The 25816-nt window shown below is 44.1% G+C and carries 21 protein-coding genes and 1 pseudogene; 15 read left to right on the top strand and 7 right to left on the bottom strand.

Annotation, left to right across the window (positions count from 1 at the left end; all coding sequences use genetic code 11):
- Positions 1 to 9: 9 nt before the first annotated feature.
- The gene (locus A7K50_RS12255; protein WP_119776520.1) at positions 10 to 1290 is read left to right on the top strand and encodes a DUF2284 domain-containing protein; all 1281 of its coding nucleotides are present in this window, start codon (positions 10 to 12) and stop codon (positions 1288 to 1290) included.
- A gap of 113 nt (positions 1291 to 1403) precedes the next feature.
- A pseudogene (locus A7K50_RS12250) lies at positions 1404 to 2842 on the top strand (amino acid permease).
- Positions 2843 to 2868: 26 nt separating this feature from the next.
- Here the strand turns inward: A7K50_RS12250 and A7K50_RS12245 are convergent.
- Positions 2869 to 3300: a ferritin-like domain-containing protein gene (locus A7K50_RS12245; protein ID WP_083916692.1), complete on the bottom strand. Its 432-nt coding sequence runs from the start codon at positions 3298 to 3300 to the stop codon at positions 2869 to 2871.
- A gap of 291 nt (positions 3301 to 3591) precedes the next feature.
- Between A7K50_RS12245 and fdhD the strand changes: the two genes are divergently transcribed.
- The 6 genes from fdhD to A7K50_RS14070 all read left to right on the top strand — a co-directional run bounded on the left by fdhD (position 3592) and on the right by A7K50_RS14070 (position 10686).
- Positions 3592 to 4422, top strand: a complete 831-nt coding sequence (gene fdhD / locus A7K50_RS12240; protein ID WP_020491053.1) for a formate dehydrogenase accessory sulfurtransferase FdhD — start codon at positions 3592 to 3594, stop codon at positions 4420 to 4422.
- Between the two features lie 186 nt (positions 4423 to 4608).
- On the top strand, positions 4609 to 5772 hold the full coding sequence (locus A7K50_RS12235) for an iron-containing alcohol dehydrogenase (protein WP_020491052.1): 1164 nt from the start codon (positions 4609 to 4611) through the stop codon (positions 5770 to 5772).
- Positions 5744 to 7231: a diguanylate cyclase gene (locus tag A7K50_RS12230; protein WP_020491051.1), complete on the top strand. Its 1488-nt coding sequence runs from the start codon at positions 5744 to 5746 to the stop codon at positions 7229 to 7231. Before A7K50_RS12235 ends, A7K50_RS12230 begins: the two co-directional genes overlap by 29 nt.
- Positions 7232 to 7436: 205 nt before the next feature.
- Positions 7437 to 8999, top strand: a complete 1563-nt coding sequence (hcp, locus tag A7K50_RS12225; RefSeq protein WP_026156193.1) for a hydroxylamine reductase — start codon at positions 7437 to 7439, stop codon at positions 8997 to 8999.
- A 221-nt stretch (positions 9000 to 9220) separates the two neighbouring features.
- Positions 9221 to 10354 carry a GGDEF domain-containing protein gene (locus A7K50_RS12220; RefSeq protein ID WP_020491049.1) on the top strand — a complete coding sequence of 378 codons (1134 nt, stop codon included), beginning with the start codon at positions 9221 to 9223 and terminating at the stop codon, positions 10352 to 10354.
- Between the two features lie 140 nt (positions 10355 to 10494).
- The gene (locus A7K50_RS14070) at positions 10495 to 10686 is read left to right on the top strand and encodes a hypothetical protein (RefSeq protein WP_020491048.1); all 192 of its coding nucleotides are present in this window, start codon (positions 10495 to 10497) and stop codon (positions 10684 to 10686) included.
- A gap of 166 nt (positions 10687 to 10852) precedes the next feature.
- On the opposite strand, the gene hpt is transcribed toward A7K50_RS14070, so the two are convergent.
- From hpt to lgt, 3 genes are all read right to left on the bottom strand, one after another.
- Positions 10853 to 11386 (bottom strand): hypoxanthine phosphoribosyltransferase, encoded by a 534-nt coding sequence (gene hpt / locus A7K50_RS12215; RefSeq protein WP_119776518.1) that lies wholly within the window; start codon positions 11384 to 11386, stop codon positions 10853 to 10855.
- Positions 11383 to 12321 (bottom strand): cytidylate kinase family protein, encoded by a 939-nt coding sequence (locus A7K50_RS12210; protein WP_243103743.1) that lies wholly within the window; start codon positions 12319 to 12321, stop codon positions 11383 to 11385. Before A7K50_RS12210 ends, hpt begins: the two co-directional genes overlap by 4 nt.
- A gap of 82 nt (positions 12322 to 12403) precedes the next feature.
- A complete protein-coding gene (gene lgt, locus A7K50_RS12205; protein ID WP_019225869.1) occupies positions 12404 to 13174 on the bottom strand; it encodes a prolipoprotein diacylglyceryl transferase in 771 nt (256 codons plus the stop codon).
- A gap of 202 nt (positions 13175 to 13376) precedes the next feature.
- Between lgt and A7K50_RS12200 the strand changes: the two genes are divergently transcribed.
- The 4 genes from A7K50_RS12200 (at position 13377) to A7K50_RS12185 (ending at position 18781) form a co-directional block, all read left to right on the top strand.
- A complete protein-coding gene (locus tag A7K50_RS12200) occupies positions 13377 to 14306 on the top strand; it encodes a YegS/Rv2252/BmrU family lipid kinase (protein ID WP_019225870.1) in 930 nt (309 codons plus the stop codon).
- Between the two features lie 135 nt (positions 14307 to 14441).
- Positions 14442 to 14717: a GlsB/YeaQ/YmgE family stress response membrane protein gene (locus A7K50_RS12195; RefSeq protein WP_019225871.1), complete on the top strand. Its 276-nt coding sequence runs from the start codon at positions 14442 to 14444 to the stop codon at positions 14715 to 14717.
- Between the two features lie 375 nt (positions 14718 to 15092).
- The gene (locus tag A7K50_RS12190) at positions 15093 to 17624 is read left to right on the top strand and encodes an AMP-binding protein (protein ID WP_199698297.1); all 2532 of its coding nucleotides are present in this window, start codon (positions 15093 to 15095) and stop codon (positions 17622 to 17624) included.
- A gap of 128 nt (positions 17625 to 17752) precedes the next feature.
- Positions 17753 to 18781 (top strand): GGDEF domain-containing protein, encoded by a 1029-nt coding sequence (locus A7K50_RS12185; RefSeq protein WP_243103742.1) that lies wholly within the window; start codon positions 17753 to 17755, stop codon positions 18779 to 18781.
- Positions 18782 to 18812: 31 nt separating this feature from the next.
- Here the strand turns inward: A7K50_RS12185 and A7K50_RS12180 are convergent, their stop codons facing one another.
- Entirely contained in the window at positions 18813 to 20306 is a 1494-nt protein-coding gene (locus A7K50_RS12180; RefSeq protein WP_020491040.1) for a B12-binding domain-containing radical SAM protein, read from the bottom strand.
- 269 nt (positions 20307 to 20575) lie between these two features.
- Here A7K50_RS12180 and A7K50_RS12175 point away from each other — a divergent pair, with 269 nt between their 5' ends.
- The 3 genes from A7K50_RS12175 to hgcB all read left to right on the top strand — a co-directional run bounded on the left by A7K50_RS12175 (position 20576) and on the right by hgcB (position 23759).
- Positions 20576 to 21913 (top strand): hemolysin family protein, encoded by a 1338-nt coding sequence (locus A7K50_RS12175; protein ID WP_020491039.1) that lies wholly within the window; start codon positions 20576 to 20578, stop codon positions 21911 to 21913.
- Between the two features lie 522 nt (positions 21914 to 22435).
- Positions 22436 to 23446, top strand: a complete 1011-nt coding sequence (gene hgcA, locus A7K50_RS12165; protein ID WP_348980876.1) for a mercury methylation corrinoid protein HgcA — start codon at positions 22436 to 22438, stop codon at positions 23444 to 23446.
- Positions 23447 to 23459: 13 nt separating this feature from the next.
- Complete coding sequence (gene hgcB / locus A7K50_RS12160; RefSeq protein WP_083916689.1) at positions 23460 to 23759, top strand: mercury methylation ferredoxin HgcB; 300 nt, start codon at positions 23460 to 23462, stop codon at positions 23757 to 23759.
- 15 nt (positions 23760 to 23774) lie between these two features.
- Here hgcB and A7K50_RS12155 read toward each other — a convergent pair whose 3' ends face one another.
- On the bottom strand, positions 23775 to 25373 hold the full coding sequence (locus tag A7K50_RS12155; protein ID WP_020491037.1) for an AarF/UbiB family protein: 1599 nt from the start codon (positions 25371 to 25373) through the stop codon (positions 23775 to 23777).
- Complete coding sequence (locus A7K50_RS12150) at positions 25360 to 25659, bottom strand: aspartyl beta-hydroxylase (protein WP_015045216.1); 300 nt, start codon at positions 25657 to 25659, stop codon at positions 25360 to 25362. The genes A7K50_RS12155 and A7K50_RS12150 overlap by 14 nt, the downstream gene beginning before the upstream one ends.
- Between the last annotated feature and the right edge of the window lie 157 nt (positions 25660 to 25816).

The raw sequence follows: 25816 nt of genomic DNA, 5'->3' as shown, positions 1-25816 counted from the left end.
GAGACCGGCATGAACAAAATTGATTATCAAAACAATGACTATGATTTTATATTGCAGGTCAAAGCGAAACAGCAAACAGCAGCGATTCTTCAGAAGGCGATGGCATGCGATATTTTTACCGCAATTGAAGAAGGAAAATCTTTCAGTGATCTGACCAATTGTCTCCATCTCGATGAGAAAGGAACGTTTCTTTTCCTCGACGTTTTAGACAAAATGGGTTTAATCATTAGGAAAGAAGGCTATCTGTGCAATGCCCCCGTCAGTGCTAAATACCTTACGTCAACAAGCCCTTTTTTTAGCCTGGACGCTTTAAAAAACGGTGAAATCAGCGGCATCTTTATCGCTGAAAGACTTACGTCCATGTTAGAATATTTTAGGGGGAATGTCTTCCTTGATAGCTTTACTCCTGATGTTCTTTCTCTGCCAATTCAAAAGTTTATGATGAAACAATGTATCGAGATTTCTTTTAATGATCAATTGCCCTATGATCTGATTATCACAGGCGCAAATTATGAAAAACACGCGGAAACCATCAACGATGACACAGTGATTGCTGTCATGGGCCGGTATTCTGAAGAATATTCTTTATATACTGCTATTAACCTATATGAAAATTACCTTCTTCAAAAAGACAGTTCCATGCTTTCGGCGAACATCCTTTCGGCTAAAGATATCTCTGAATTTTTTGAGAAGAAGCAGATGCATCAAACGCCTTTATTACCCCTCACCGGTGATATTTCGGTGATTTTTGCATCCAAGAATAGGCACAAATTAAATGAACTGGCCATAACAAAAGAAGCGCAAATTTACGCAAGATTAAAAAGACTGCCTATTCAGTCCATCACGATGATCAATCCTCAGGATGTGGTTACGGCCCACTGGGCAAAAGATCATTGCCGCTACGGATGCTCCAGCTATGGGGAAAAATGCTGTCCGCCAAATAGCCCTTCCCACGAGGAAACAAGGGTGAAATTAGACGGCTATACTAAAGCTTTTCTGATTGAAGGCCAACCGCCGACAAGGGATTTTCAAAAACTAATGCTGAATGCAGAGAAATTAGCTTTTAAACATGGATTCTATAAAGCATTCTCTTTTTGGGCAGGGCCCTGCCATATTTGCAGCGAGTGCAAGCCACCAGAACCACCCAAGAAGTGTACAGCTACGCGCCCCTCAATGGAGAGCGCTGGCATGGATGTCTTCGCTACCGTTTCTAAGCAAGGCTTTACAATGCGAACCTTGAAAGATAAACGGGAATTTGTCAAATACTTTGGACTGTTGCTTCTGGAGTAATGAATACACAAACAGTTTATCGTTGCTATAATCATTGTTCTCTCCAAACAGAATGGTTTTGTGATTTTTAGAAATAATAATGGAAATCACAAACCTGAATGGAGAATACAATGATGAAGAAAAAGCATAAGGGATTATCTGTCTGGCAGCTTACCATGATGGCTTTGGGAACAGTCATCGGGGGTTCTTTTTTTCTGGGCTCATCAGTAGCTATCAATGCTGCAGGACCTTCAATTATCATTTCCTTTATTCTGGGCGGAGTACTTGTTTATTTTGTCCTTTTTGCCTTGTCCGAAATGACGGTTGCGAATCCGGATGTAGGTTCCTTTCGTACCTTTGCAGCTCAAGCCTTCGGCAACGGAACCGGTTTTGTTGTGGGTTGGTTTTGGCGATGTCCAGTGAGGCCACTGCTGTATCCATTCTGGTGCGGGAATGGGTCCCCAATATCTCCATAGCCGGATTGGGAAGCTTCATCATTGTGAGTATCACGCTGTTAAATTTACTGGGAGCTGATAAATTAAGCAAGCTGGAGAGCGGTCTGGCTGCTGTAAAATTGCTAGCCCTGGCTTCGTTTATTATCATCGCCTTACTTTTGATTCTGGGATTATTTCCGACTGTCTCCCAAATAGGTGCCGGAGAATTAGTCAGGGAACCTTTGATGCCGGCGGGAATTAAAGGGATAGCAGGGAGTATGCTTATTGTCATATTTTCCTATGCAGGTTTTGAAATCATCGGACTAGCTGCTTCGGAAGCCGACAATCCAGCAAAAACAATTCCCAAAGCAATTTCCCACACAGTATTAATTCTGGTAGGCTTTTATATTGTCTCTATTGCTGTGCTGCTTCCGTTAATCCCCACCTCCAGTCTGAGTGAAAAATTTAGTCCCATGGTAGCTGCGCTTGATAGATGGGGAATCGGCTGGGCGGGCAACGTCATTAATTTTGTACTTATAACAGCGATACTATCTACAATGTTGGCAGCGATGTTTGGTCTGGGCAGAATGATGCGGTCTCTTGCCGAAGAAGGCCAGGCACCCAGGTGGTTAAAGGATCGGGGAAATGTCCCGCATCGGGGAATACTGATTTCTGGGTTAGCGATGCTTGCAGGATTAGGCATTGGTCTTTTGCTCCCAAGTGTGTACTTATTTTTGATAAGCTCCGGTGGGTTTGCTTTGCTATTTACGTATACGGCAATTATGGCGACTCATCTGCGTTTTCGAAAAAAATATGGGTGTCCGCCATCAGGCAAGTGTCAGATGCCTCTATACCCCTATTCTACCTGGATTGTTTTTCTGAGTCTGATCATGATTATCCTAAGTATGCCATTTATCTCCGGGCAGAGAACAGGTCTTATTGCAGGGATCATCATGATTGCTGTGTTCTATATCCTCTATATGTTTCTAACCCGGATCAATAAATTACAAACAAATAGCGCTAATACAGCTAATAATAAACGATTAAACAATAATACTTGTAAAACGAAATTGTCCGTAGAACTCTCCAGAGAGTTAATAGAAAAAGTGGATTCTCAGGCAGACAGAAAGCCAGAATGATCCTAGTGAATCCTGTCTAAAAAAATTTAACGGCAAGCCTCTAATTCCTGAACTTTATTTGAAAACCAGGCCGTGTGCAGATCTTCATCAATTAGATTGGCCCACAGGACAGAAAACAACGCATGATCTTTTCCGACTTTTAAGATCAAGTCTTTATAATCACTCATTGCTTTTTTCTCCAGAAGAATATCGGCTTTTAGCAGGGGGACTATTCCAAACGCAGCAGTAATATTCCCGGCAGTCTTTCCCAGGAGCGGGGAAACAATATCCCCAAAAATGGTCGGTTCGCTGCCGTATTTTCGTATTTGGGCAGCAATATTATCGACATGCTGCTGTTCAATATAAGATGATCGTTCTAATACTTTGCTGATATAGATATCATTGACCATTTTACTTTGGGCCATATAAAGATCAACTTGGTTCAATTCAAGGCTGTAAAACCAGTTAAGCTTTGCAATGATTCCGTCAGTATCCAGATTTCATTCCACCACCTGACTGCCTCAATGTCTTGATGCTTGTACTTAAAGAAGTCTTTCATAAGTCTATTCTATTATTGATAAAATGTCATGCAAATATACGACCAGAGTTATCTCTTATTGAACTACAGATAAATGCTCCATTAATTTCAGTAAATCTTATTTTAGTGGTAAAATAGGGTGGGGTTTCCAGCCAGGAAATCACTGCAGATCAAACTAACTCTGATACTGCTGGAAGATACAAATACAATATTGCTGCTTGGAGGGTAAAAAATGAATGCTGCTGACGAAGGAATCGTCTACGAAGAATTTGATGTAGTAGAGATCCAAAGAGAAAATGATGTCATTGTGATGAAAGAAGCGGTGAGAAAGGTCATCGCCGAAGTGTCTCTTAAAATGATAGTCAATGGACAGGAGCTTGTTTCAGTTCTCTGTCTAAACCGGCACCACGAGGAGTTGGCCCTGGGTTTTTTGTATAATGAGGGTGTCATTGGTTCTTATGAAGATATCAAAAGCATCGAATACAATGAGAAAATGCTGGCAGTGCTGATTGAACTTAGAGAAGGGATGGTCATTGACAGACGTGAAAGCTTGAGAAGTATCACTTCCGGCTGCGGCAAGTGTTATACCTACATTAATCCGCTGAAAAAGACGCAGTATGCCGTCAACATGAATAAATCCACCTTTTCCGCAGAAAATATCCTGACGATCATGGATAAGTTCATCGAACAGTCTGAAATCCATCATACGATTGGAGGTGTCCACAGTGTCTTTTTTCACACTGAGGGATTTGAAGTCCTGAATGAAGACATTGGCAGGCACAACTGTCTTGATAAAATTACGGGAATTTTGATGAAGGCAAACAAGATGGAACTTGCCGCAAATGGCGTGGTTTTTATCAGCGGCAGGCTTACTTCGGAAATGCTTATGAAAATGATCAGACTTGGAGCACCCGTGGTAGTTTCCAAATCGACACCCACTACAGCGACCATCAGACTTGCCCGGGAATATAACATTACACTTCTCGGCTATGTCAGAGGAGGCAAAGGCACTGTTTATGCCTGTCCGGAAAGGCTGACTGACACCTCCGACAGCCAAATCTAATGCCCGCATATTTTGAAAAAATTTGTCGAATAGTAGGAATTTCTTAACTTATGTAGAAATAGTATACAAATCTTTTGAAATGACAGAATGTTTAAATTATTGAAATTTTCTGATAAGGTAAAAATAGTTGAATTGTTCTAATTTGAGAAACTCTTTTTGAAAATAAATATAGGGCAGGTGGTACGGATGTCTGAAAAGATGGAACTAAGGAAATTTGTCACACCTGAAATCATTACCGGCCTTGATGCAAGACGATTAGTTGGCCGGTATATCTCTCATTTTGGAACGAAAAAACCGATGATTGTTACGGACAATAGGATTTGTAATCAGAATTGGTATACGGAAACCCTTGAGGCCATCAAAGTCCCCTATGTTGTTTTTGATGACGTTACTGAAAATCCCAAAGACTATGAAGCGATGTTGGGGAGCAAAACCTTTTTGGATCAGGATTGTGATCTCATTATTGCTATCGGCGGCGGTAGCGTCATGGATTGTGCGAAGTGCATCAGCATACTGGTAGCCAACGGCGGAAATATTCTAGATTATGAAGGTGTCGATGAAGTCAATTTGCCGGGACCGCCGCTGATTTGTATCCCGAGTACGGCTGGAACGGCAGCAGATGTATCTCAGTTCGCCATTATTTGTGACACGCTGTATATGGTCAAGAAAGCTATTATCAGCAAGAAAATTGTACCGGATCTGGCCTTAATTGATCCGGTACCACTGATGACCATGGATCCTTATTTGACTGCCTGTACGGGAATGGATGCGCTGACGCATGCTATCGAAGCTTATGTGTCCAATGCGCAGTCACCGCTGACCGATGTTCACGCTCTGGAAGCGATCAAATTATTAAATGAGAATATTGAAGCCGCAGTCCAAAAAGGCCGGACGATTGATACAATGTATCAGATGATGCTGGGCTCTCTTCAGGCCGGGCTGGCATTTTCCAATGCTAGTCTGGGTGCTGTACATGCCATGGCCCACAGTCTCGGAGGATTTTTCAATTTACCGCATGGTAAGTGCAACAGTATCTTGCTCGAGCATGTTATTGACATTAATTTTGATGCTGTACCTGACCGTTTCCGAAGGATTGCGGAGCAGTTGAATATTTTAGCTGATTTTAGTTCTGATCTGAATGTCAAAGAAAAAATTCTTAAACGGGTCAGATCCCTGCGTGAAAACTTAATGATTAATGCGACGGTAGAAATCGAACAAATTGACGAAAATCAGATGAACAGACTGGTTGAAAATGCAATGATTGATCCCTGCATGGTTACAAACCCAAAAAAACTCACGAAGCAAGAGGTTAAAGCAATTTATGAAAGAATATTACAATGCTTTAAATGAGAAAGAAATAACAAGGCAAGCCATCATTGGTCTCGGGGAAAATTCGATTCGCAAAAATTACTATCCCGAGCTGCAGGAAAAGTTATTGGATCTTGAGCATATTAATATTCGGAACAAAGCTTTGATGGCCGCGATTCAGGACATTATGCTGGTTAGCGATTCAGATGGGCATATTTCGCCGTTTGCCGTCTCCAATAAAAAGGACGATCCTCTAACACTAGAGATCTTAAGGAATAACGAAATTGTTTGGAGATTACAGGAGGCAATTTATCAGGTTGTTCAGAAACGGGGGATGGTCACCTGTGATTTTAGGCTAAAGTACCAGGGACGGGACTACTATTTTGAATCGCGAATTCACATCTCAGAGATTAATGAAATCTTAATACTGGTTCGGGATATGACTGAAAGAACCCTAATGGAAATGCAGTTAAGAGAGATGGTGGAAAAAGAAAGCCTGACAAAGCTATATAAACGGCACTGTTTAATCAACAAACTGGCTGAATTCCATGGAAAGAGCTTTGAAAAGCTTACTGTTTTGCTCTTTGATATTGATGGGTTAAAAATCATTAATGATACGTTCGGTCACCAAAAAGGGGATGAAGTGATTGTATCTGCAGCGCGGATGATTACTGACCATTTCAGATTGATCGGGTACATCGCCCGTATTGGCGGAGACGAATTTTGCGTAATTGTCGAGGGCCTCTCCAGCCGGGAGATTGAGCAGCAGGTTGAACAGATGAATAAAATGCTGCATAAATACAATGAGCAAACAGATATATTGAAGATCTCACTGTCTTCGGGCTATTCTTTCCATAAGGCAGGTATTGTCAATACGGATTGGATGTTTCAGGAAGCAAATAACAACATGTATCAAAACAAATTATTAAAGGAATCTAGCAACCGGAACGATTTGGTTAAGACCTTGATGAGAGCATTGGAAGCGAAGGATTATTTTACCGAGGGTCATGCAGAACGGATGGGTGAGCTTGCAACTCAAATGGGTACAGCGCTGGGGCTTCCTCAAAGCAAACTTGATCGAATCAAGCTGCTTGCTAAATTTCATGATATTGGTAAAGTCGGAATTCCAGACAGGATCCTGTGTAAACCTTCCAAGTTGAACGAAGAGGAATGGAAGGTCATGAAAACGCATTGCGGGATTGGGGAAAGAATTGCGTCTGAATCCTCAGAATTAAAGGGCATCGCACACTTGATCTTGAAGCACCATGAAAGATGGGACGGCAAGGGTTATCCTTTAGGATTGAAAGCAGGGGAGATACCGATCGAATGCAGAATTTTAAGTATCGTAGATACCTTTGATGCGATGACGAATGACCGGCCGTATCGTGAGGCACTGTCTCCCGCCGAAGCAATCAAGGAAATCGTTTCTTGTTCTAGGACGCAGTTTGATCCGGTTTTGGTTCTCTTGTTCAAAGAGATATTTGAAAAGCATATCGGCTGACCATATAAGGTCTTTTTTGAAAATAATTCACAATATTCACACAATTATCCACAATTAATAGCTCCATCCTTACAATGAGGCGTTGGAATAATACCAAATCTAGATTTTTGTAACCTTGGTTACCGATTCCTGGCAATCTTTTACGTATGATTAGAAAGACAATAAGACCATGGTTCAATACAAAAATATGGGGAGGTAAATTCTTATGTCTCAGATGTTCTGTTTTCAATGTGAACAAACTGCCGGTGGAAAAGGATGCACGAACGCAGGGGTCTGCGGAAAGAAACCGGAGGTAGCTAATAAGCATGATGAACTCACTTGTGCCCTGATTGGATTGGCAAGAGCGGCATCCGGTCAGAAAACTGCACCGGAGACAGATGCTTTGGTGATGCAGAGCCTGTTTGCCACGGTGACCAATGTTAATTTTGATCCTCAAGATTTTGATGCCTTCATACAAAAGGTAACTGAAGAGAAAAACAAACTTGGCGGGGCGGAAGATTTTGCACCTGAAGCTTTGTTCCATGGCGATCCGGACATCGTCTCGCTGCGTTCGACTTTGCTGTTAGGCATACGCGGAATGGCGGCATATGCCTGGCATGCGTATGTTCTAGGCAAGCAGGATCCTCAAGTCACCGCCTGCTTTTATAAAGGATTGAAAGCTGTCGGCGAAGATCATTCTGTCGATGAATGGCTGGAGTTGCTGATGGAATTCGGCAAAACCAATCTTGCCTGCATGGCGCTGCTCGATGAAGCGAATACTTCGGCTTATGGTCATCCGGTGCCAACCAAAGTTACAACAACCATAGAAAAAGGACCATTCATTGTGATCACCGGCCATGACCTGCTCGATCTGAAACAATTGCTGGAGCAGACAGAAGAAAAAGGAATCAATATTTATACCCATGGTGAAATGCTCCCAGCCCACGCCTATCCTGAATTCAAAAAATATACACATCTGAAGGGCAATTTCGGAACGGCCTGGCAGAATCAGCAAAAGGAATTTGACAATATTCCGGCTCCGATCTTCTTTACGACGAACTGTCTGATGCCGCCCAAAGCCAGTTACGCTGACAGGGTTTATACGACATCCGTCGTCGGTTATCCCGAAATGAAGCATATCCCAGATGCCAAAGTCAAGGACTTCTCGCCCTTGATTAAGCAGGCGCTTGAACTTGGCGGCTACAGCGAAGATCAATACAGGACAGGAATCAACGGTGGAAATGAGCTGATGACAGGTTTTGCCCGGAATACTGTTCTCGGAGTCGCGGATAAAGTGATCGATGCCGTCAAGGCCGGAGCAATCAAGCATTTCTTCCTGGTTGGTGGCTGCGATGGCGCAAAGCCCGGCAGAAATTACTATACCGAGTTTGTGAAGCAGACGCCTATGGATACGGTCGTACTGACACTTGCCTGTGGCAAATACCGCTTTAATGACCTGAATATCGGAGAAATCGGGGGACTGCCGCGGCTGATGGATATGGGACAATGCAACGATGCCTATTCCGCGATTCAGGTTGCTGTCGCGCTGGCCCAGGCCTTTGAATGCGGCATAAACGATCTGCCGTTAACACTGGTACTCTCCTGGTATGAACAAAAAGCGGTCTGCATTCTGCTGACCCTTCTGGCTCTGGGCATAAAGAATATTTATATCGGACCATCCGTTCCCGCTTTTTTCTCTTCCAATGTACTTAACGTTTTGGTCGAGAAATTCAATATTACACCGATCTCCACACCAGAGAATGATTTAGCAGCTATTCTGGCTAAATAAAAGGGTTCTCTGTCAATCCGAATGCTGCCGGCACTATGTTGGCAGCATTTCATTTTGGGTGTTAATAGCCCCTTTTTTGCACATTTAGCATGACCTAGCTGCTTTTCACTACCATGTTTGCTTGGACTGCCAGATCACGTTGCGTTACGTGAATTATTCCACAAAATTATGCTATAATGTCTTTGTGCGTTGATTTTTCACATAAAGGCTGGAAAAAGAGTATGCAGGTATTTTTACGGATCGATATTAATCTTGCTGCCCTGGTGTTGTTAGGGGTAGTATTTTTGATTGCTTACCAGAGTCTTGACCGGCAGGATAGTATCAATAAAAAATTTCTGACCACGTCTTTAGTCATTATGCTGGAGCTTGTTTTTGAAACGCTGACCTGTATGATCAACAGACGCCCGGAGTTATGGTTGATCCCGGTGTCGGAGCTGATGCATATATGTTTGTTTATTACGGCGCCGCTGTTAACCTATTCGTGGTACAAATTTAATTACAGCTGGGTTGAACCCGACAGTACAATTTTTAAGACCAGGCAAACCCTGTATTTCATTCCGATTGTCATCAATGCAGTACTGACCGTTTTATCGCCTATTTACGGTTTTATCTTCACTATAGACAGTGCGAATGTCTACCACCGGGGATCACTTTTTCTCGTTTCAGCCGTAATTACCTATTTCTATCTGATAATCAGTCTGATACAGATCCTTAAAAGAAAAGGGAAAATCATTAAACAGGAATGGATTCCTTTAATAGCATTTGGAATACTGCCGATTATCGGAGGGATCCTCCAGTCGATGTTTTATGGTGTGCTTCTGATGTGGAGTTGTACGGCATTTTCCCTTGTGATCGTCTATTATTTCCTGCAGCAAAGAATGGTTCATCTAGATAACCTAACTGGCGTATGGACGAGAGGATCTTTTGATTATTACATTTCCCAAAGGATCCACCATAAGGCTGATGACAAATTCGGGCTTATTTATGCCGACCTCGACGGACTGAAACAAATTAATGACCAATATGGACATTCCGAAGGGGACAAAGCAATCCAGGATGCTGTCGAGCTGATAAGAAGTGTCTTAAGAAAAACAGATATCATTGCGAGGATGGGTGGCGATGAATTCGCGGTAATTATGGAATGTGACAGCAAAGAAGCTCTGGAGAAAACAATTGAGAGAATCAATGTGTCTTTTGAAGCGTATAATAAAACTTCCGGAAAGCGTTACAGGCTGGAAGGAAGTTTCGGGACTGACATCTTCGATAGGAAATATGCCAGCATCGAGCAATTTCTGAACCATGTCGACAATCTGATGTACAGCCAAAAAAGGATAAAAAAAGCGGATATAGGATGATCCGCGGGGCTTGATTCCTTTTAGCGAGTAATTCTTTATGAACTAAAGAGAAACCGTCCTAATAGACTGAAAATTCGTAAAATTTTATTAATTTTAGCCTAAACCACGATATTTGCAGGTTGACCGAAAGCCTGTATTTTATGTATGATGATAACAAGCTCCAAGGAATTCCTAAGATGGAATACCAGCAAAGCCTGAAAATAGAAACAAAACGTTACCATTGGACGGTTAGGTCGGTGAACGAAAAGGTTCACTATATCTGGAGAGTTTCGAAGAAAAAAGTCTGCAACGGGATTGATAGAAATGAAGGTTTGGTTCTAAAGAATCTGTAAAAAGGATTTTTAAGAGGCAATTCTGAAATGAAATCAAACTGAAGTGGGTAATGAGTAAACGGAAGATCTGTAGACGAAGATCTTTTAAGGACGGTGGATAACGGGAAACGAAGTTGAGGGTAATGCTGGGGATACATTGATAAAGGTTCGTTGGAGCTCATTTTTTTTACTTTTCACGTTTGTAGGCTGCGATATACGGAAGGTTTCGGTACTTTTCCTGGTAATCGAGGCCATATCCGACTACAAATTGGTCCGGCATAAGAAAACAGCAATAATCGATGTTAATGGTGAGGAGTCTCTCCGAGGGATTGTCCAGCAGGGAGCATATTTTTAAACTGGCCGGCTTCGCAGCTTCGAGGTGCTGGCAGATATAAGCAAGCGTAAGTCCGGTTCCGACCACATCTTCTACCAAAAGAACATGTTTACCGGTGATCGAAAGGTCAAGATCTTTCACAAATTTTACAATGCCAGTTTTATTCGTTTCATCAGGGAATGCCCTGATCGACAGAAAATCAATGCTTAAGGGTACCGTCAGGTGCCGGGTTAGGTCAGCCAAAAAGTAAAACGATCCTTTTAGGACGCTGATCACAACCAGCTCCTTGCCCTGATAGTCGGTATCGATGATTCGCCCGGTTTCGGCGACTTTCCGTTGAATCTCCTCTGCAGTGAAAATGATCTTCCCAACAGCATTAGCATTCATTGTGCAGGTCCTTTCTTAATGCCGAATCTCTCCAAAAGGGAATAAAAATCATTTTTAAAGACAATGTTGATGTTGGTGCCGGGATAGAGCCGTTTGAGCAGCTTAACCTTTTTCTTTTTTTCTGAAGCATATTTTTGGTTCATCGTGGTCAGTTCAATGAATGTATTAAATCTGGGCAGGTAAAAATCAGGTGAAAACGCCATGGTAACATTGCCCTCTTCATCCCATTGAATCGGGAACGTACGGGGCTCGTACTCCCAGTCAAGGTGGTACATATCCAGGATTCCGGCAAATTCCTCTTCGGATGGATGCTTGAAAATAATCGGTTTTTTACCGTCCTGAGAAGGACATTCAACCGCAGGGGAGTAAAGCTGCTTATTTCTGACATAGTACGCCAGAAATGCAGCGCCTTCTTCGATGCCGACAAAATCTGTGTTCAGCGTAATACCGTAAAGAGAAGGATCAGACCAATCTCTATGATAAATGGTGGAAATATACCGTTTGTGCTTGCGGTCGGTCAGCTCCAGGAATCTTTCGGCATTGGAGCGGTCCAGATGGAGATTATGCATGACCCGGCCGGTTCGAACTTCATCTGAAGCTATGATTCTGACATGGATCGCTTCAGGATGGCGGGAGAAAATAATCTGAGCGCCGAGACCGAAGATGATAGCAGGCTGTTCAGAAATATAACTTTTTAATCTGTTTTCAATATGCTCGGCAAAGGTAAGGCCTTGAGAGGACAGATTCAAATAAAAGCCGGGGCTTTCTTTCAGCATATGTAGCTCATGCTTGTCGGCGATCTCCGGCAGCCATTGGTTCACAACAAAATCGTGTGTAATCAGAGGCAGATCCAATTTCTTGGCGAGGAGCCCAGATATTTCTTTCCCCAGGCTTCCTGTTTGTCTGGAAATCGTAAGAAATACCAAATCAGTCACCTCCGCAGCAGTAATGATACCGGTTCAGTCCTCAGATTATTATACCATACCAGGCCAATTAGCGTCGGAACGCTGGAAATGACTAAACTGGTTTCTTTTTCCTAAGTTTTACAAAGAGAAGAACGGCCGAAAGCAAAATTGCTGCAATACTGATGACTTGGGCTATTTTAAAGGGACCAAGCATCAGACTGTCAGTTCTGAGACTCTCAATAATAAAACGGCCTGCCGAGTACAGCAATAAGTAAAGCAAGAACATGATGCCGTCAGGTGTTGATCTCTTCCTGATCAACCAGAACAAGAACAAAAAGATCAAAGTATCCCATAAAGACTCATATAAAAAAGTCGGATGGTAATATTGGCCGTCAATATACATGCCTTGCTGAATAAAATGCGGAAATTTACTGATAAAGGATTCACTAACCGGGCCGCCATGTGCTTCCTGATTAAGAAAGTTGCCCCATCTGCCAATCGCCTGGCCGATAACCAGACTTGGCGCGATAACATCTGCCACAGACCAGAATTTTAAATCCGGATCTCTGCGGGTAACCACTAAGACCGCCAGAAAACCGCCGATAATTCCGCCGTGAATGGCTAATCCGCCATGCCAGACAGCCACGATTTCCGCCGGACAAGAGATGTAATAATGCAAATTGAACAGGACATAATACAGTCTGGCTCCGATCAGAGCAGCGGGAATCATAACAATCAGCAGATCAAAAAATTTGTCCGGGTCCAGCTTGCGATAGTTCGTATGATAGTTCGCGAGAATGAGTCCGGCACAAAACGCCAGAGCAATCAGTATACCGTACCAATGAACAGAAAAAGGACCCATTTCAAATGCAGTAGGGTTCAAGAAAATCAACTCCCGTATTAATGAATACACTATCTTTCCGGAATTGTCCAGCAAAATGCCCGATTGAAGTCTTTCCAGGAATCGTGTAGAAGCATTGCTGGATATTTGCGAAAAGACAGATACCGTAGTATTGTGGTGTTATCAGGTAAGTTTAAGGTTATTCTATGATTCTTTGCTATGAATTGTTTTCAGGGGGTAGGCAATGCAAATATTATTAATCTATAATCCACTTGCCGGAAACGGCAGCTTTAATAATCACTTGGACAGCATTATTGAAGCTGTCCAAGACAAAGGCTATTATTTGGTGCCTTACAGGATCAGCACTACGGAAGCCCTGGAAAAAATGGTCTCCTCGATGGATATCAACAGTTTCAACAGGATCTGGATTGCTGGAGGCGACGGGACGATCCACCAGGTCATCAATGTTCTTTTTTGTTATGATTGCCAGATCCCGGTTGGAATATATCCGGTAGGAACTGCCAATGACTTTGCCCGTTATTTTCATTTTCCGGAGCGAATCCCAGAAATGACGGAGATCCTGCTTCAGGATCATTTTACAGTTTGCGATATCGGGGTCGCCAATGGCCGCTATTTTTTAAATGTGGCCAGCCTGGGATTTCTGATCGATGTCAGCCAAAAAACTCCCAAAAGAATCAAACAAAGTTTTGGGGCTCTCGCCTATTATTTAAAGGGTGTTGAAGAATTCGCCAATATGAAGCCGGTGAAAGTTAGTATTCGGAGCCGGGAAGCCAACCGCGACGATGAAGTGTATTTCATCTTGATTATGAATGGCAAATCGGCAGGCGGTTTTAAGAGGATAGCGCCGTTGGCTTCTATAAGCGATGGCCTGCTTGATGTGTATATTTTTAAACCATGTCCTGTTCTCGAACTGATCCCGCTGGTTATCAAAGTGGCGAACGGCGAACATGCGGAGAGTCCATATGTAGACTACTTCCAGACGGCAGAGCTGACAATCAACTGTCGGGAATCGATTGGTACGGATCTAGACGGAGAAAAAGGGTTTGATTTTCCGTTAAGAGTCACTGTTGAACCCGCCAAATTTAAAGTCATTACCAGAGAGAACCAAGAAGAAGGCTATCTGGATAAAACCGGTCTTGGCTTCTTAATTTAGATGTAAAAATTTTCAATGCAAACGTTAATGAAAACATTCGTATTGAAAACAGGTCCGTGTAAATATTTTTATTTTGGGCAGATTAATGATGAAAACAAATTGCTTTAAAATATTTGATGCAAAGGAGGAATTGTCTTGAGTGTTATCGGCTGGATTATTTTAGGCGGCCTTGCGGGGTGGATTGCCAGCATGATTACAGGCCGTGATGCCAAAATGGGCGTTGGAATGAATATTGTTGTCGGGATCGTTGGGGCATTCATCGGTGGATGGATCGTCAACATTTTCGGAGGAATAGGGATCAATGGATTTAATATCTGGAGTTTCTTGGTTGCTCTCCTCGGTGCGGTGATCCTGTTGTCCATCGTCAATGCCTTAACGGGCAGGAGACATCATAATCAGTATCAGTCGTAAACGTTATCCCGGATCTTGATAGATGCCAGAAACGGCGGAGTAAATCTCCAGCCGTTTTTTATTTAGCGCCAAATCAACCCAGCACAACTGACTTAGCACAGTTCTGTCTCGGTGCATACTGATCCACAACACTTGACAAATATTCGAAAATTTGATAGCATTACCTAAAATTATATCATACAGTTTTATATTTAAAGGCTGTACCATGACAGTATAAAGCATTCGTCTTTAACAGAAATGCTAAGGGGTGAAGGCTTTTTTGGTATATCAGAAAAAGTCTAAGCACTTTCTGATATCTCTGGGTACAGCTAGTACCATGATGCCAGTAAAGTTTTCTATAGTTTATAAGATATAAAATGCTAGGAGGAGATTATGTTGAAACTTGCGTTTTCAACCCTGGGTTGCCCGGATTTCAGCTGGACCGATATCTATTCCATGGCCAAGGACTTTGGCTTTGACGGCATTGAAATCCGCGGTCTGGGCAGTGAGATTTTTGCAGTGCAGGCCCAGCCTTTTACTGGGTCTCAGTTGCCGCAAACCATAAAAAAGTTATCCGAACTCCGTATTCAAATTCCTTGTCTGTCTTCCGGCTGTTGTCTAAAGTATGCTGAGAAAGCGGAACAGAATCATCAGGAGATCGTTCAGTATATTGAATTAGCCTCCAAGCTAGGAACCCCATATATACGTATCCTTGCCGATATTGCACCGCAGCCGACTGGTGAAGTTGATGACGAGGTGGTGCTTGCTGCGTTGAACCGTCTGGTACCTCTGGCGGAAGAAAAAGGCGTCACCCTCCTGGTCGAAACGAATGGCGTCTATGCAGATACTTCCCGTTTATGTCGGCTGCTGAACGATGTTGCGAGTGACAATGTCGGTGCCTTGTGGGATATGCATCACCCTTACCGTTTTGCAGGGGAGACACCTGGGAAGACCCTACAGAATCTTGGCGCGTATATTAAATATGTACATATCAAGGATTCCGTCGTAGAGAATGGTACTACCCGGTACCGCATGATGGGAGAAGGGGATTTACCTATTGATGAGATGATGCGCGCCCTGCGTTCGATAAATTATGAGGGCTATGTTTCTTTGGAATGGGTCAAACGCTGGGCGTCGGATCTTGATGACGCTGGTGTTGTTTTCCCGAATTTTGCGGAATATATGAGCCGGTACACTGAAAAATCTGCGGTGAAGGGCCATTTATTTGACAATAATGCCAAGACAGGGAAATATGTCTGGCAAAAAGACACCTTGATTGACTTGACCTTTCCCCAGGTACTTGACCGGATGGTGGATGAGTTTCCGGATCAGTATGCTTTCCGTTATACGACCATGGATTATACGCGTACGTATAAAGAATTCCGGGACGATGTTGACACATTTGCACGCGCCCTGATCGCGATGGGTGTCAGACCCGGGGACCATGTTGCGACTTGGGCCACCAACGTTCCGCAGTGGTACATTACCTTTTGGGCGGCGACCAAGATCGGCGCTGTTTTGGTAACGGTAAACACCGCGTATAAGATTTATGAGGCAGAATATCTGCTGCGCCAGTCGGATACACACACGCTGGTCATGATCGACGGATATAAGGACTCCGATTATGTCGGCATTATCAAGGAGCTTTGCCCCGAGTTGGAGACTGCCGAGGCCGGAAAGCCGCTGCATATCAAACGCCTGCCTTTCCTGCGCAATATTGTCACGGTTGATTCCAGGCAGAATGGCTGTCTGACCTGGGAAGATGCGATTACCCTGGCTGACAAAGTCCCCGTTGAGGAAGTATACCGCCGTGCGCTTTCCCTTAACCGTCATGATGTCTGCAACATGCAGTATACCTCAGGAACCACAGGGTTCCCGAAAGGCGTTATGCTGACACACTATAATGTCGTGAATAACGGTAAAAATATTGGCGACTGCATGGATCTTTCCACAGCCGATCGCATGATGATTCATGTCCCGATGTTCCATTGCTTCGGGATGGTGCTGGCGATGACTGCTTCCATGACCCATGGGGTGACCATGTCCCCGATACCGGCGTTCTCACCGAAGATATCGCTGGATTGCATCAACAGGGAAAAAATTACCGCCTTCCACGGTGTTCCGACCATGTTCATTGCGATGCTCGAACATGAAGATTTTCTGAAAACAGACTTCTCCTACATGCGGACCGGAATCATGGCAGGAAGCCCGTGTCCGGTAAAGGTAATGCAGGATGTCGTTGAGAAGATGAATATGAATGAAATCACCATTGTATTTGGGCAGACAGAGTCTTCACCCGGCTGCACCCAGAGCCGCGTCGACGATTCCGTAGAACTGCGGGTTGCTACTGTGGGCCGTGCTTTGCCTGGTGTTGAATGCAAGATCGTCGATCCAAAGACCGGCGAAGACCTGCCAGATAATGAGGACGGCGAGTTTGTTGCCCGGGGCTACAATATCATGAAAGGCTATTATAAGATGCCTGAAGCGACGGCAGCGGCGATTGATGAAAATGGCTGGTTGCACACCGGTGACCTGGCAAGACGCGATGAGAACGGATATTATAAAATTACCGGACGCATCAAGGATATGATTATTCGCGGCGGGGAAAACATCTATCCGAAAGAAATTGAAGATTTTATTTATACTCATCCAAAAGTCAAAGACGTTCAGGTTATTGGTGTCCCTGACAAACAGTATGGAGAAGAGATCATGGCCTGTGTCATATTAAAAGACGATGCCGAGCTGACCACAGATGAGCTGAAGGATTTTGTCCGCACCCACATGGCCAAGCACAAAACACCGCGTTATATTGACTTTGTGGCAGAATTCCCGATGAATGCCGCAGGCAAAATTATGAAATATAAAATGCGCGAAAGCGCGGTCGAAAAGTTAAACCTTCAGGCCGACAACAGTATTGAAACTGCCTAAGGTACTTCTAGGAAACCTTATTGTGTTTATCAAATGGCAAAAATTTTCTTTGGATGAATAGAAAATTATGGTATAATATTTGCGTAATTCGCAAAATGTGGTGAAACAAGTTGGTCAGGAAGTTTGATTTGATCAAATATAAACCGCTGGAACGAAAATTCCTGCTCTTTAGGTGGGGACTGCTTATTGTCGCCCTGGCTGAGCTGATCCGTTTTCAGGGCTCTTTCACGGGCGTGTTTTTTGTTGGTTTCTTTATCGCCCTTCTATATGATGCATTTATTTCCGTTTGTGTCTTCAGCAAGGACACCAGGGCCGAGAAACTGATCCGACTCAGCTTAGTGCTTGATATTCCTGTTTGTACCTTGTTGATGGCAGGAAATGTTGAATTACTGAATATGCTCTTTTTTTCCTATTTCTTCTTTGTTTCTTTTCACGGCATGCGTTATGGGATTCCGGGTTTGATCATTGCGGCGACCGAAAGTGTAGCCTCTTTATTCATTACGTCATTTAAGATCTCGGATCTGTTTGTATCCGTGAATATCTATCTGTTCAGTCTTGTGCTCCTGGCCTTCGGTTTCATCATTGTGTTTGAAGTCAACAGTTTGCTGAATATCAGCCAATATCAGTTCAGAAAGGCCAAAAATCAGGCGGCCAGAGATCCGCTGACGGGGCTTCCGAACCGTCTGCTGTTGGAAAAGAGTTTTCAGAAGGCTGTATCCAATTATCAGAGGACAGGGCAGCCTTTTTGCATTGCCATTTTTGATATTGATAATTTTAAAAAGATAAATGATCAGAAGGGGCATGTCTTTGGCGATAAGGTCTTGCTGGTTTTAGCCCGTGTTTTAAAAACAAATGCCAGGGCAACTGATTTTATCTGCCGTTACGGCGGTGAGGAGTTTCTGATTATTCTTTATGGTTGCGTCCTGGAGGACGCCTGCCTGAAAGCGGATAAAATCAGGGAAGAATTTGCACTTAACAGTTATTTTGATAAGCCACTGACCGTGAGTGCCGGTGTCTGTCTCTATCAAAAAGGTTGCTCGCTGACTGAAAATATTGAGATTGCGGATAAAGCACTTTACGCTGCCAAAACAGCAGGGAAGAACAGGGTCATCTCAGGCAGCCGTTTTGGCGTTGATCCTTTCCATAAAGAAGCTTAAAGATCAAAATCCTCCACCTAAGTTTTCTAAATTATTTTAATATTTCCTCAGTCCGGCGGAATACTTTTCGGAAATGAAAACCGTATATGGACAGGGTTACTGCCAGCGGAAATATATTACGGCGTTTCCGCAGAGACCAAATGATCAGTTTCCAGTAGTAGCGTCTTTCCTGGCCGATAATTCCCAAACGGAATACCGATCTGATAAACGCGAGTACCTGGCAACGGTCGATTCGCTGAGCCGTAAATCCAGCAGGCTCGTACTGTTCTAAAAATGTCAGGACCCGCTCATAATATTTTCTTGGAGAGTAGATCGTATCGACAATTCGTTGATAGCCTTTGACCAGCAGGCGGCTTTCCATTTTTGGTATGAAGTTCATTGAAAAGTCGGTGTTGTCGCCGCTGATGCTTTTTAACAGTCGGCCTTCCGCAGCCAGACGCTGATATAGTTTGGTTCCTTTCGGCGCATTCAGCAGCCCGACCATCGCGGTAACGATCCCGCTTTCCTGAATAAAGGTTACCAGTTTGTCAAAAATAGAGGCATTGTCGTTGTCAAACCCGACAATAAAGCCGCCTTGAACTTGAAGGCCGAATTTCTGGATTTTTTTAACACAAGCAATTAGATTGCGGTTTTTATTCTGAAGCTTATTGCACTCAACCAGGCTGTCTTCATCCGTGGTTTCAATTCCGATAAATACAGTCATAAACCCCGCCTTGACCATCAGATTCATAAGGATGTCATCATCAGCCAGATTGATCGAGGCCTCTGTGATAAACGAAAACGGATAATTTCTTTGTTTCATCCAGCTGATCAGCGCAGGCAAGATCTCATCCTTTAATTTCTTTTTGTTACCAATAAAATTGTCATCGACCAGGAAGATGCCTCCCCGCCATCCGGCCTGATAAAGGGAGTCCAATTCTGACAGGAACTGCGGAGCGGTCTTGGTGCGGGGCTGGTGGCCGTATAAAGATGTAATGTTGCAGAAATCGCAGTGGAATGGACATCCGCGTGAATATTGAATATTCATCGTTGCGTAGTGTTTCATATCGATAAGGTCCCACAAAGGCGCAGGAGTATTTCTGATATCCGCCCATTCCTCCGTTGTATAAATGTGCGCTGCCGATCCGTTCACAAGGTCACGTATAAAGGCAGGTACAGTGGTCTCCCCTTCATTCAGCACGAGATGATCTACATCATCGTACTCCTCGGGCTCGGAAGTAAAGAGGGGACCGCCTGCAGTGATTTTGACTCCAAGGGCATGACAGCGGTTGATGATTTCCCTGACGGATTCCTTCTGGACGACCATGGCACTGATCCAGACATAATCGGCCCACAAAATATCCCGATCCTTGAGTTTCGTTACATTCATATCGACAAGACGCTTTTCATAGTGTTCTGGCAGCATAGCAGCTATTGTCAGTAGTCCAAGCGGCGGAAACCCAGCTTTCTTGGACACGAACTTCAGCGCATACTGGAAACTCCAATAGGTTAGCGGTATTTGCGGGTAAACAAGTAAAATTTTCATAGATTCGCCCTTTCTGTTCTATTGACTGGCATAGCCATTTATAGCATATCCACTTTTTACTTGCTCAAATCGTTTCTGGTTTATTCGCTAATTGATCCGAACGACACCAGACATTGCAATTTATCATCTAGTAAATTAAAATAGATATAGAATCAAGAAAGGGAGAGAATAAGATATGGGGGAAAATGCTGAAGATATACCAAGTAGCATCATTTCAAATGACTCTTTATTAGGATTTTGTGAAAGGCTTTGACAATCCTGTACCAGGAATGATTCTGCCTTTTTATTATTATCAGGAGGAACAATCATTGATTACCGGGATTTTGTTTTTAGTCGTGCTGATTGCGCTCAATGCCTTTTTCGCTGCCTCGGAGATTGCTTTGATCTCCCTGAATGACAATAAAATCAGAATGATGGCTGAAGATGGCGACAAAAAGGCCAAAATTTTAACCAATTTGCTGGGCGAGCCGAGCAGGTTTCTTGCGACGATCCAGATTGGGATAACGCTGGCGGGCTTTCTGGCCAGTGCATTTGCTTCGGAGAATTTTTCCGATCCGCTAGTTTCGTTGCTGATAAAGCTTGGAGTTCCCGTTTCAGCATCCTTGCTGAAGACTATAGCCGTTATTCTAATTACCATCATTTTATCTTATTTCACGCTGGTACTCGGAGAGCTTGTGCCGAAAAGAATTGCGATGAATAAAGCTGAAAAGATCGCCTGGTTTGCTGCAAGTCCGCTGTATATCCTGTCTAAAATTGCCTCACCATTTGTAAAAATGCTTACGGCGTCGATGAATGTGTTTGTCAGGCTTCTCGGGGTAGATCCGAATGCGGAAAACGAGCAGGTCACTGAAGAAGAAATCCGCATGATGGTTGATGTCGGCGAGGAAAAAGGCGCTATCCATGAAACAGAAAAACTGATGATTAACAATATTTTCGAATTTAACAATAAAACAGTTTCCGAAGTCATGACCCATCGCACGGATATTGCAGCGCTGCCGATTGAAGCATCTTTGAGTGAAGTCATTGCCTTTATCAATCATGAGAAGTATTCCAGGATACCCGTCTATGAGGAGAATATTGACAATATTGTCGGGGTGCTGCAATCCAAATACCTTTTCCAGTATTTAACGAACAACAGCAATCCGGAGACATTTCATCTGCGGGACGTTGTCCGGGAACCCTATTATGTACCGGATTCGAAACGCACCGATGAATTATTCAAAGAACTTCAGCTGAACAAGACACATCTGGCTGTGATCATTGATGAATACGGCGGGACGGCCGGTATTGTGACGCTGGAGGATCTTATTGAAGAAATTGTCGGCAACATTTTTGACGAGGATGATGAAGTCGAACTGGAATTTGAAAAGATCGATGAAAATACCTATATGATCAACGGGGCGACGAGCCTCGATGCGGTTCAAGATTATCTCGGCGTGGAGCTGCCGATTGAAGAATACGAGACCCTAAGCGGTTTTCTGGTTGGACAGCTCGGAAGAATCCCCGGAAGAGATGATAAGCCTTCCTTAGAATTCAACAGTTTGATGTTTAAGGTTGAGGAAGTCGATGAAAAAAGGATTGCCAAAGTGAAGGTCTGCAGGCTATAACACTTAGGTTTCTAGTCCGTGGCCGTCAAAAGGCCGCGCTTCGCCATCCAGGCTCCGCTTGTCGCGGAACTGTGGCACGCAGACTAATAAAACATTCTTGAAATAAATACCCAAATATATGCTTGCCTTAGACTCCCTGGTTGGTCTGTGTGCCACAATTCCGCTTTCGGCCGTTGCGTCCTCCTTGACGCAAACAGCCGCGCTTCGCCTCCATGCTCCGCTTAACGCTGGAATTGTGGCCCCCAGACCTAATTGGGGGCAATCAACTTTGCATGAATTATTTGAGCAGAGAATTTAAGAACGCTATTATACGAATCATATGCTTGTTAGGAATTGGCTTCTTTTATTCTGCCAAACCTTTTGGAGGTGTTATATTTGGGAGAAATAAGTTTTGATCCGAATCAGAATAATCGAAATGCTAATAACAAGGCAGAGCTTAAGATATTTGACCCGCAGCCATGCTGCTGCGGGGATGACAGTTTAGCAGGGTCTGTGACCGTTTATGACAAGGAATGCGGCTGGATTACAGGTGAAATAAAAACACCGGCGGGGCTGGTGCCTCAGGTTTCGACGAACTTAACAGCTTTGGATATCCTGGGGGGATGGAAAGCCCGCTGGGGCATCAACCGGATGAATTATAAAATCAATCCCGGGCTTTATGCTGTCGGCAATCCGGATGAACATTCTGAGGTTCTGGTAACGGCCAATTACAAAATGACCTTCGATGCCCTTCGCAAGGAGCTGGCCGGACTTCAGGCCTGGATCCTGGTGCTTGACACCAAAGGTATTAATGTCTGGTGTGCGGCAGGCAAGGGGACATTTGGCACGGTGGAACTCAGCAGTCGGATCGAGAAAACCAGGCTTGCTCGGATTGTGTCACACAGGACATTGCTTCTGCCGCAGCTCGGCGCTCCCGGGGTAAGTGCGCATCAAGTCCACAAACAAACCGGTTTCAACGTCGTGTATGGTCCGGTCAGAGCTTGGGATATCCGTGAATTTATCGCTTCCGGAAGGAAAGCGACAGCCGAAATGCGGACTGTGAAGTTTACGGCGTATGACCGGTTGGTACTTACGCCGATGGAACTTACCGGTACATTTAAGATATCCTTGATGATTTTAGGCATTTTATTTATCTTTAATCTGATCCGTCCAGGAGCTTTTGGGATTACTGACTTTTATGCCTATGCCGGGGCGCTGATTGTAGGCTGTGTTCTGACCCCGGTTTTGTTGCCGTGGATTCCCGGAAAAGCATTTGCCTGGAAGGGATGGCTTCTGGGCTTACTTTGGGCGGCAGCAGTGAATGTGCTGAACGGCTGGCCGGAGGAGCTTTCCTACAGCTGGTTCAGGGCTCTGGGGTATTTGCTGGTTCTGCCGTCAATTTCTGCGTTTTATGCGATGAACTTCACCGGATCTTCGACATATACTTCGTTTTCCGGCGTTATGAAGGAAATGAAAACCGCTGTTCCGGCTATTGCGGTTACCATATGTATCGGTTGTATTCTCATTCTGCTGAGCAGTTTATTCGGGTTGTAAGGGGGAAGCCTATATGAAGCACCGCTATCTAAAAAATGTTTCAACGCTTACGCTTAAATACGAGAAATGCACCGGCTGCGGAAGATGTCTCGAGGTCTGTCCGCATCAGGTCCTGGGTTTAAAATGCAAAAAAGCAGAGATACTGGATATAGATCTCTGCATGGAATGCGGCGCCTGCGCCCGTAATTGTCCGTTTGAGGCGATCGATGTCAAGTCCGGCGTGGGCTGCGCCTCGGCGGTCATCACGGGGTGGCTTACAGGGACAGAACCAAGCTGCGACTGCTCAGGGGGCAGCAGCGGGGGATGTTGCTGACCATGGGATAGACAATTATTTTTTCTTCAGTCTTTTGAAAAAAATTTTCGCCATTAGCCATCCTGCCATCAGAAGTGCGATCAGATAGCCGATCAGGCTGATGACCGGAATCCCAAGCAGCCGGGGCGTGATGCTCGTCATACAGACCAGACTGGCCCCGATTAGGAAGGCCGCACTGAGAATGCTCAAGACGAGCTTGTCCATAATCATGTCGGCCTGACGTACGGGTTCATCGGCACTGGACAGATCAATATTGATCTTGGCCTGTCCTCTCATCGCCATTTTGAGGATGTTGGCGAACTGAACCGGCAATTCCAGACTGTTTTTGGTGAAACCGTACAAAGAAAGCCCTGCAGAAACCAATTCCTGTCTTGCATCCAACTCACTTAGGAATTTTCCGGAAACGTGATTGGCCATGATTTGAATGAAATTGACTTTCGGACAACATACGGCGAGTACTCCCTCGATCGTAATGACCCCGCGCCCAAGTATCGTGAAGCCTGTCGGTAGGGATATCTGATGGAAATTAAGAACTTCCTTGACTTCTTCCATGATCTGGCCAAAATGCAGCTCAGACAGATCCAAATCACCATAGCGCTCCAACAAGCTTTCGATATCTTCATAGAGCCTGGTGTGGTTTACCCTGCCTTTGATCGTATCGAGTAATAGAAATACTTCTTTTAATCCTTCAATATCATGCTGGACGATAGCCAGGATGATTTTTTTCAACAGCAGCCGGTCATGATTATTGATTTTTCCAACCATCCCTAAATCGAGCCAGACGATTTTTCCGTCTCGGATAAAGATATTTCCCGGATGCGGATCCGCATGAAACAAGCCGTCATCGACAATTTGTTTGACATAATTTTCGGCGAGTTTTATTCCGATCTCATTTAGATCGTAGCCAAGTGCATGAAGCTTATCAAGATCATCGATTTGAACGCCATCGATGTATTCCATAACAAGTACTCTCGGGGTGCACAGCTGACGTTCGATCAGTGGAAAGGCAATATACTTCACACCTGTATTCAGGTCGGTAAATTCTTTGATATAGTTTGCTTCGGCAATAAAGTTCATTTCCTGCTGGGCAGTCGCCCACATTTCATCGATAAACATTCTAAAGTCGATATCTCCGACATTGATGTTTAAGACTTTGATCAGCGAGATTGCTTTTTTCAGCAGTTGGATATCCCGTTCCATCGTTTGATAAATTCCGGGGCGTTGCACCTTCAGCACGACGACTTTGCCGTTTTTCAGCACGGCTTTGTGCACCTGCGCAATCGATGCCGAGCCGATGCACACAGGGTCGATTTCCTGAAAAGCTTCCTCTGGGGCGAAACCGTATTCTGAGGCGATGACCTGAAGCACTTCTTCATAAATCATCGGCTTCACATCGGTCCGCAGCTCGGCCAGTTCATTGCAGTAACTCTTCGGGAGCATATCTGTGCGCATAGACATAATCTGACCGAGCTTGACATACGTCGGGCCGAGGTCTTCCAGGATGAATTTTAGCTTGGCTGGAGAAACGCCGTGGATGATTCCATGGCGTTTCAGCACAGTGACCATTTCCTTTAAGCGGGCTGCGGATGATAGTTTGACCTCAGTTTGGGTCATTCTTTTTCTCCATCTCTGCGAGCTTTTCTTTGAGTACAGAGAGCTCTTCTTCATTGAGCGTGTTAACCTTTTGCAGAAGATCCTCCATGTGACGGGCGGAAGAATGATGATGTAGATTTTCAGAAAGGTTGCGTTTTAATTCCTCGTTGATGACTTTGCCTTGTTCGACGGTAAGCTCACCTTTTTCAATTAATGAATCAATGACTTCCTTAGCTTTTTCGGCCGTCGTCGCTATTGCCCCAATTCCCGCCAGAAAGAATTTTTTCATTTCATCGCTTGCATTCATACTTTAACAACCCCCTTTATGCTTTTAGTATATCTAAAAATAGGTCTAAAATATATAGAAAATGTAAAATGTTTACTTATGCCTAATCTTTGGATTGATCGATTTTTCAGATATTCATTGCTCTGGGATTTTGTGTTAAGATATGACTAAAGCTATA

The organism is Dehalobacter sp. MCB1 (assembly GCF_003590275.1).
GTDB lineage: Bacteria > Bacillota > Desulfitobacteriia > Desulfitobacteriales > Syntrophobotulaceae > Dehalobacter.
The sequence above is the reverse complement of the archived record's forward strand: the minus strand, read 5'-3'. Positions and strand labels throughout refer to the sequence as shown.

Excerpts from the sequence above, each read along its gene's own strand:
- A7K50_RS12255 (WP_119776520.1), top strand. The coding sequence starts at position 10 with ATGAACAAAATTGATTATCAAAACAATGACTATGATTTTATATTGCAG.
- fdhD (WP_020491053.1), top strand. The coding sequence starts at position 3,592 with ATGAATGCTGCTGACGAAGGAATCGTCTACGAAGAATTTGATGTAGTA.
- A7K50_RS12235 (WP_020491052.1), top strand. The coding sequence starts at position 4,609 with ATGTCTGAAAAGATGGAACTAAGGAAATTTGTCACACCTGAAATCATT.
- A7K50_RS12230 (WP_020491051.1), top strand. The coding sequence starts at position 5,744 with ATGAAAGAATATTACAATGCTTTAAATGAGAAAGAAATAACAAGGCAA.
- hcp (WP_026156193.1), top strand. The coding sequence starts at position 7,437 with ATGTCTCAGATGTTCTGTTTTCAATGTGAACAAACTGCCGGTGGAAAA.
- A7K50_RS12220 (WP_020491049.1), top strand. The coding sequence starts at position 9,221 with ATGCAGGTATTTTTACGGATCGATATTAATCTTGCTGCCCTGGTGTTG.
- A7K50_RS14070 (WP_020491048.1), top strand. The coding sequence starts at position 10,495 with ATGTATGATGATAACAAGCTCCAAGGAATTCCTAAGATGGAATACCAG.
- hpt (WP_119776518.1), bottom strand. The coding sequence starts at position 11,386 with ATGAATGCTAATGCTGTTGGGAAGATCATTTTCACTGCAGAGGAGATT.
- A7K50_RS12200 (WP_019225870.1), top strand. The coding sequence starts at position 13,377 with ATGCAAATATTATTAATCTATAATCCACTTGCCGGAAACGGCAGCTTT.
- A7K50_RS12180 (WP_020491040.1), bottom strand. The coding sequence starts at position 20,306 with ATGAAAATTTTACTTGTTTACCCGCAAATACCGCTAACCTATTGGAGT.
- A7K50_RS12175 (WP_020491039.1), top strand. The coding sequence starts at position 20,576 with ATGATTCTGCCTTTTTATTATTATCAGGAGGAACAATCATTGATTACC.
- hgcB (WP_083916689.1), top strand. The coding sequence starts at position 23,460 with ATGAAGCACCGCTATCTAAAAAATGTTTCAACGCTTACGCTTAAATAC.
- A7K50_RS12155 (WP_020491037.1), bottom strand. The coding sequence starts at position 25,373 with ATGACCCAAACTGAGGTCAAACTATCATCCGCAGCCCGCTTAAAGGAA.
- A7K50_RS12150 (WP_015045216.1), bottom strand. The coding sequence starts at position 25,659 with ATGAATGCAAGCGATGAAATGAAAAAATTCTTTCTGGCGGGAATTGGG.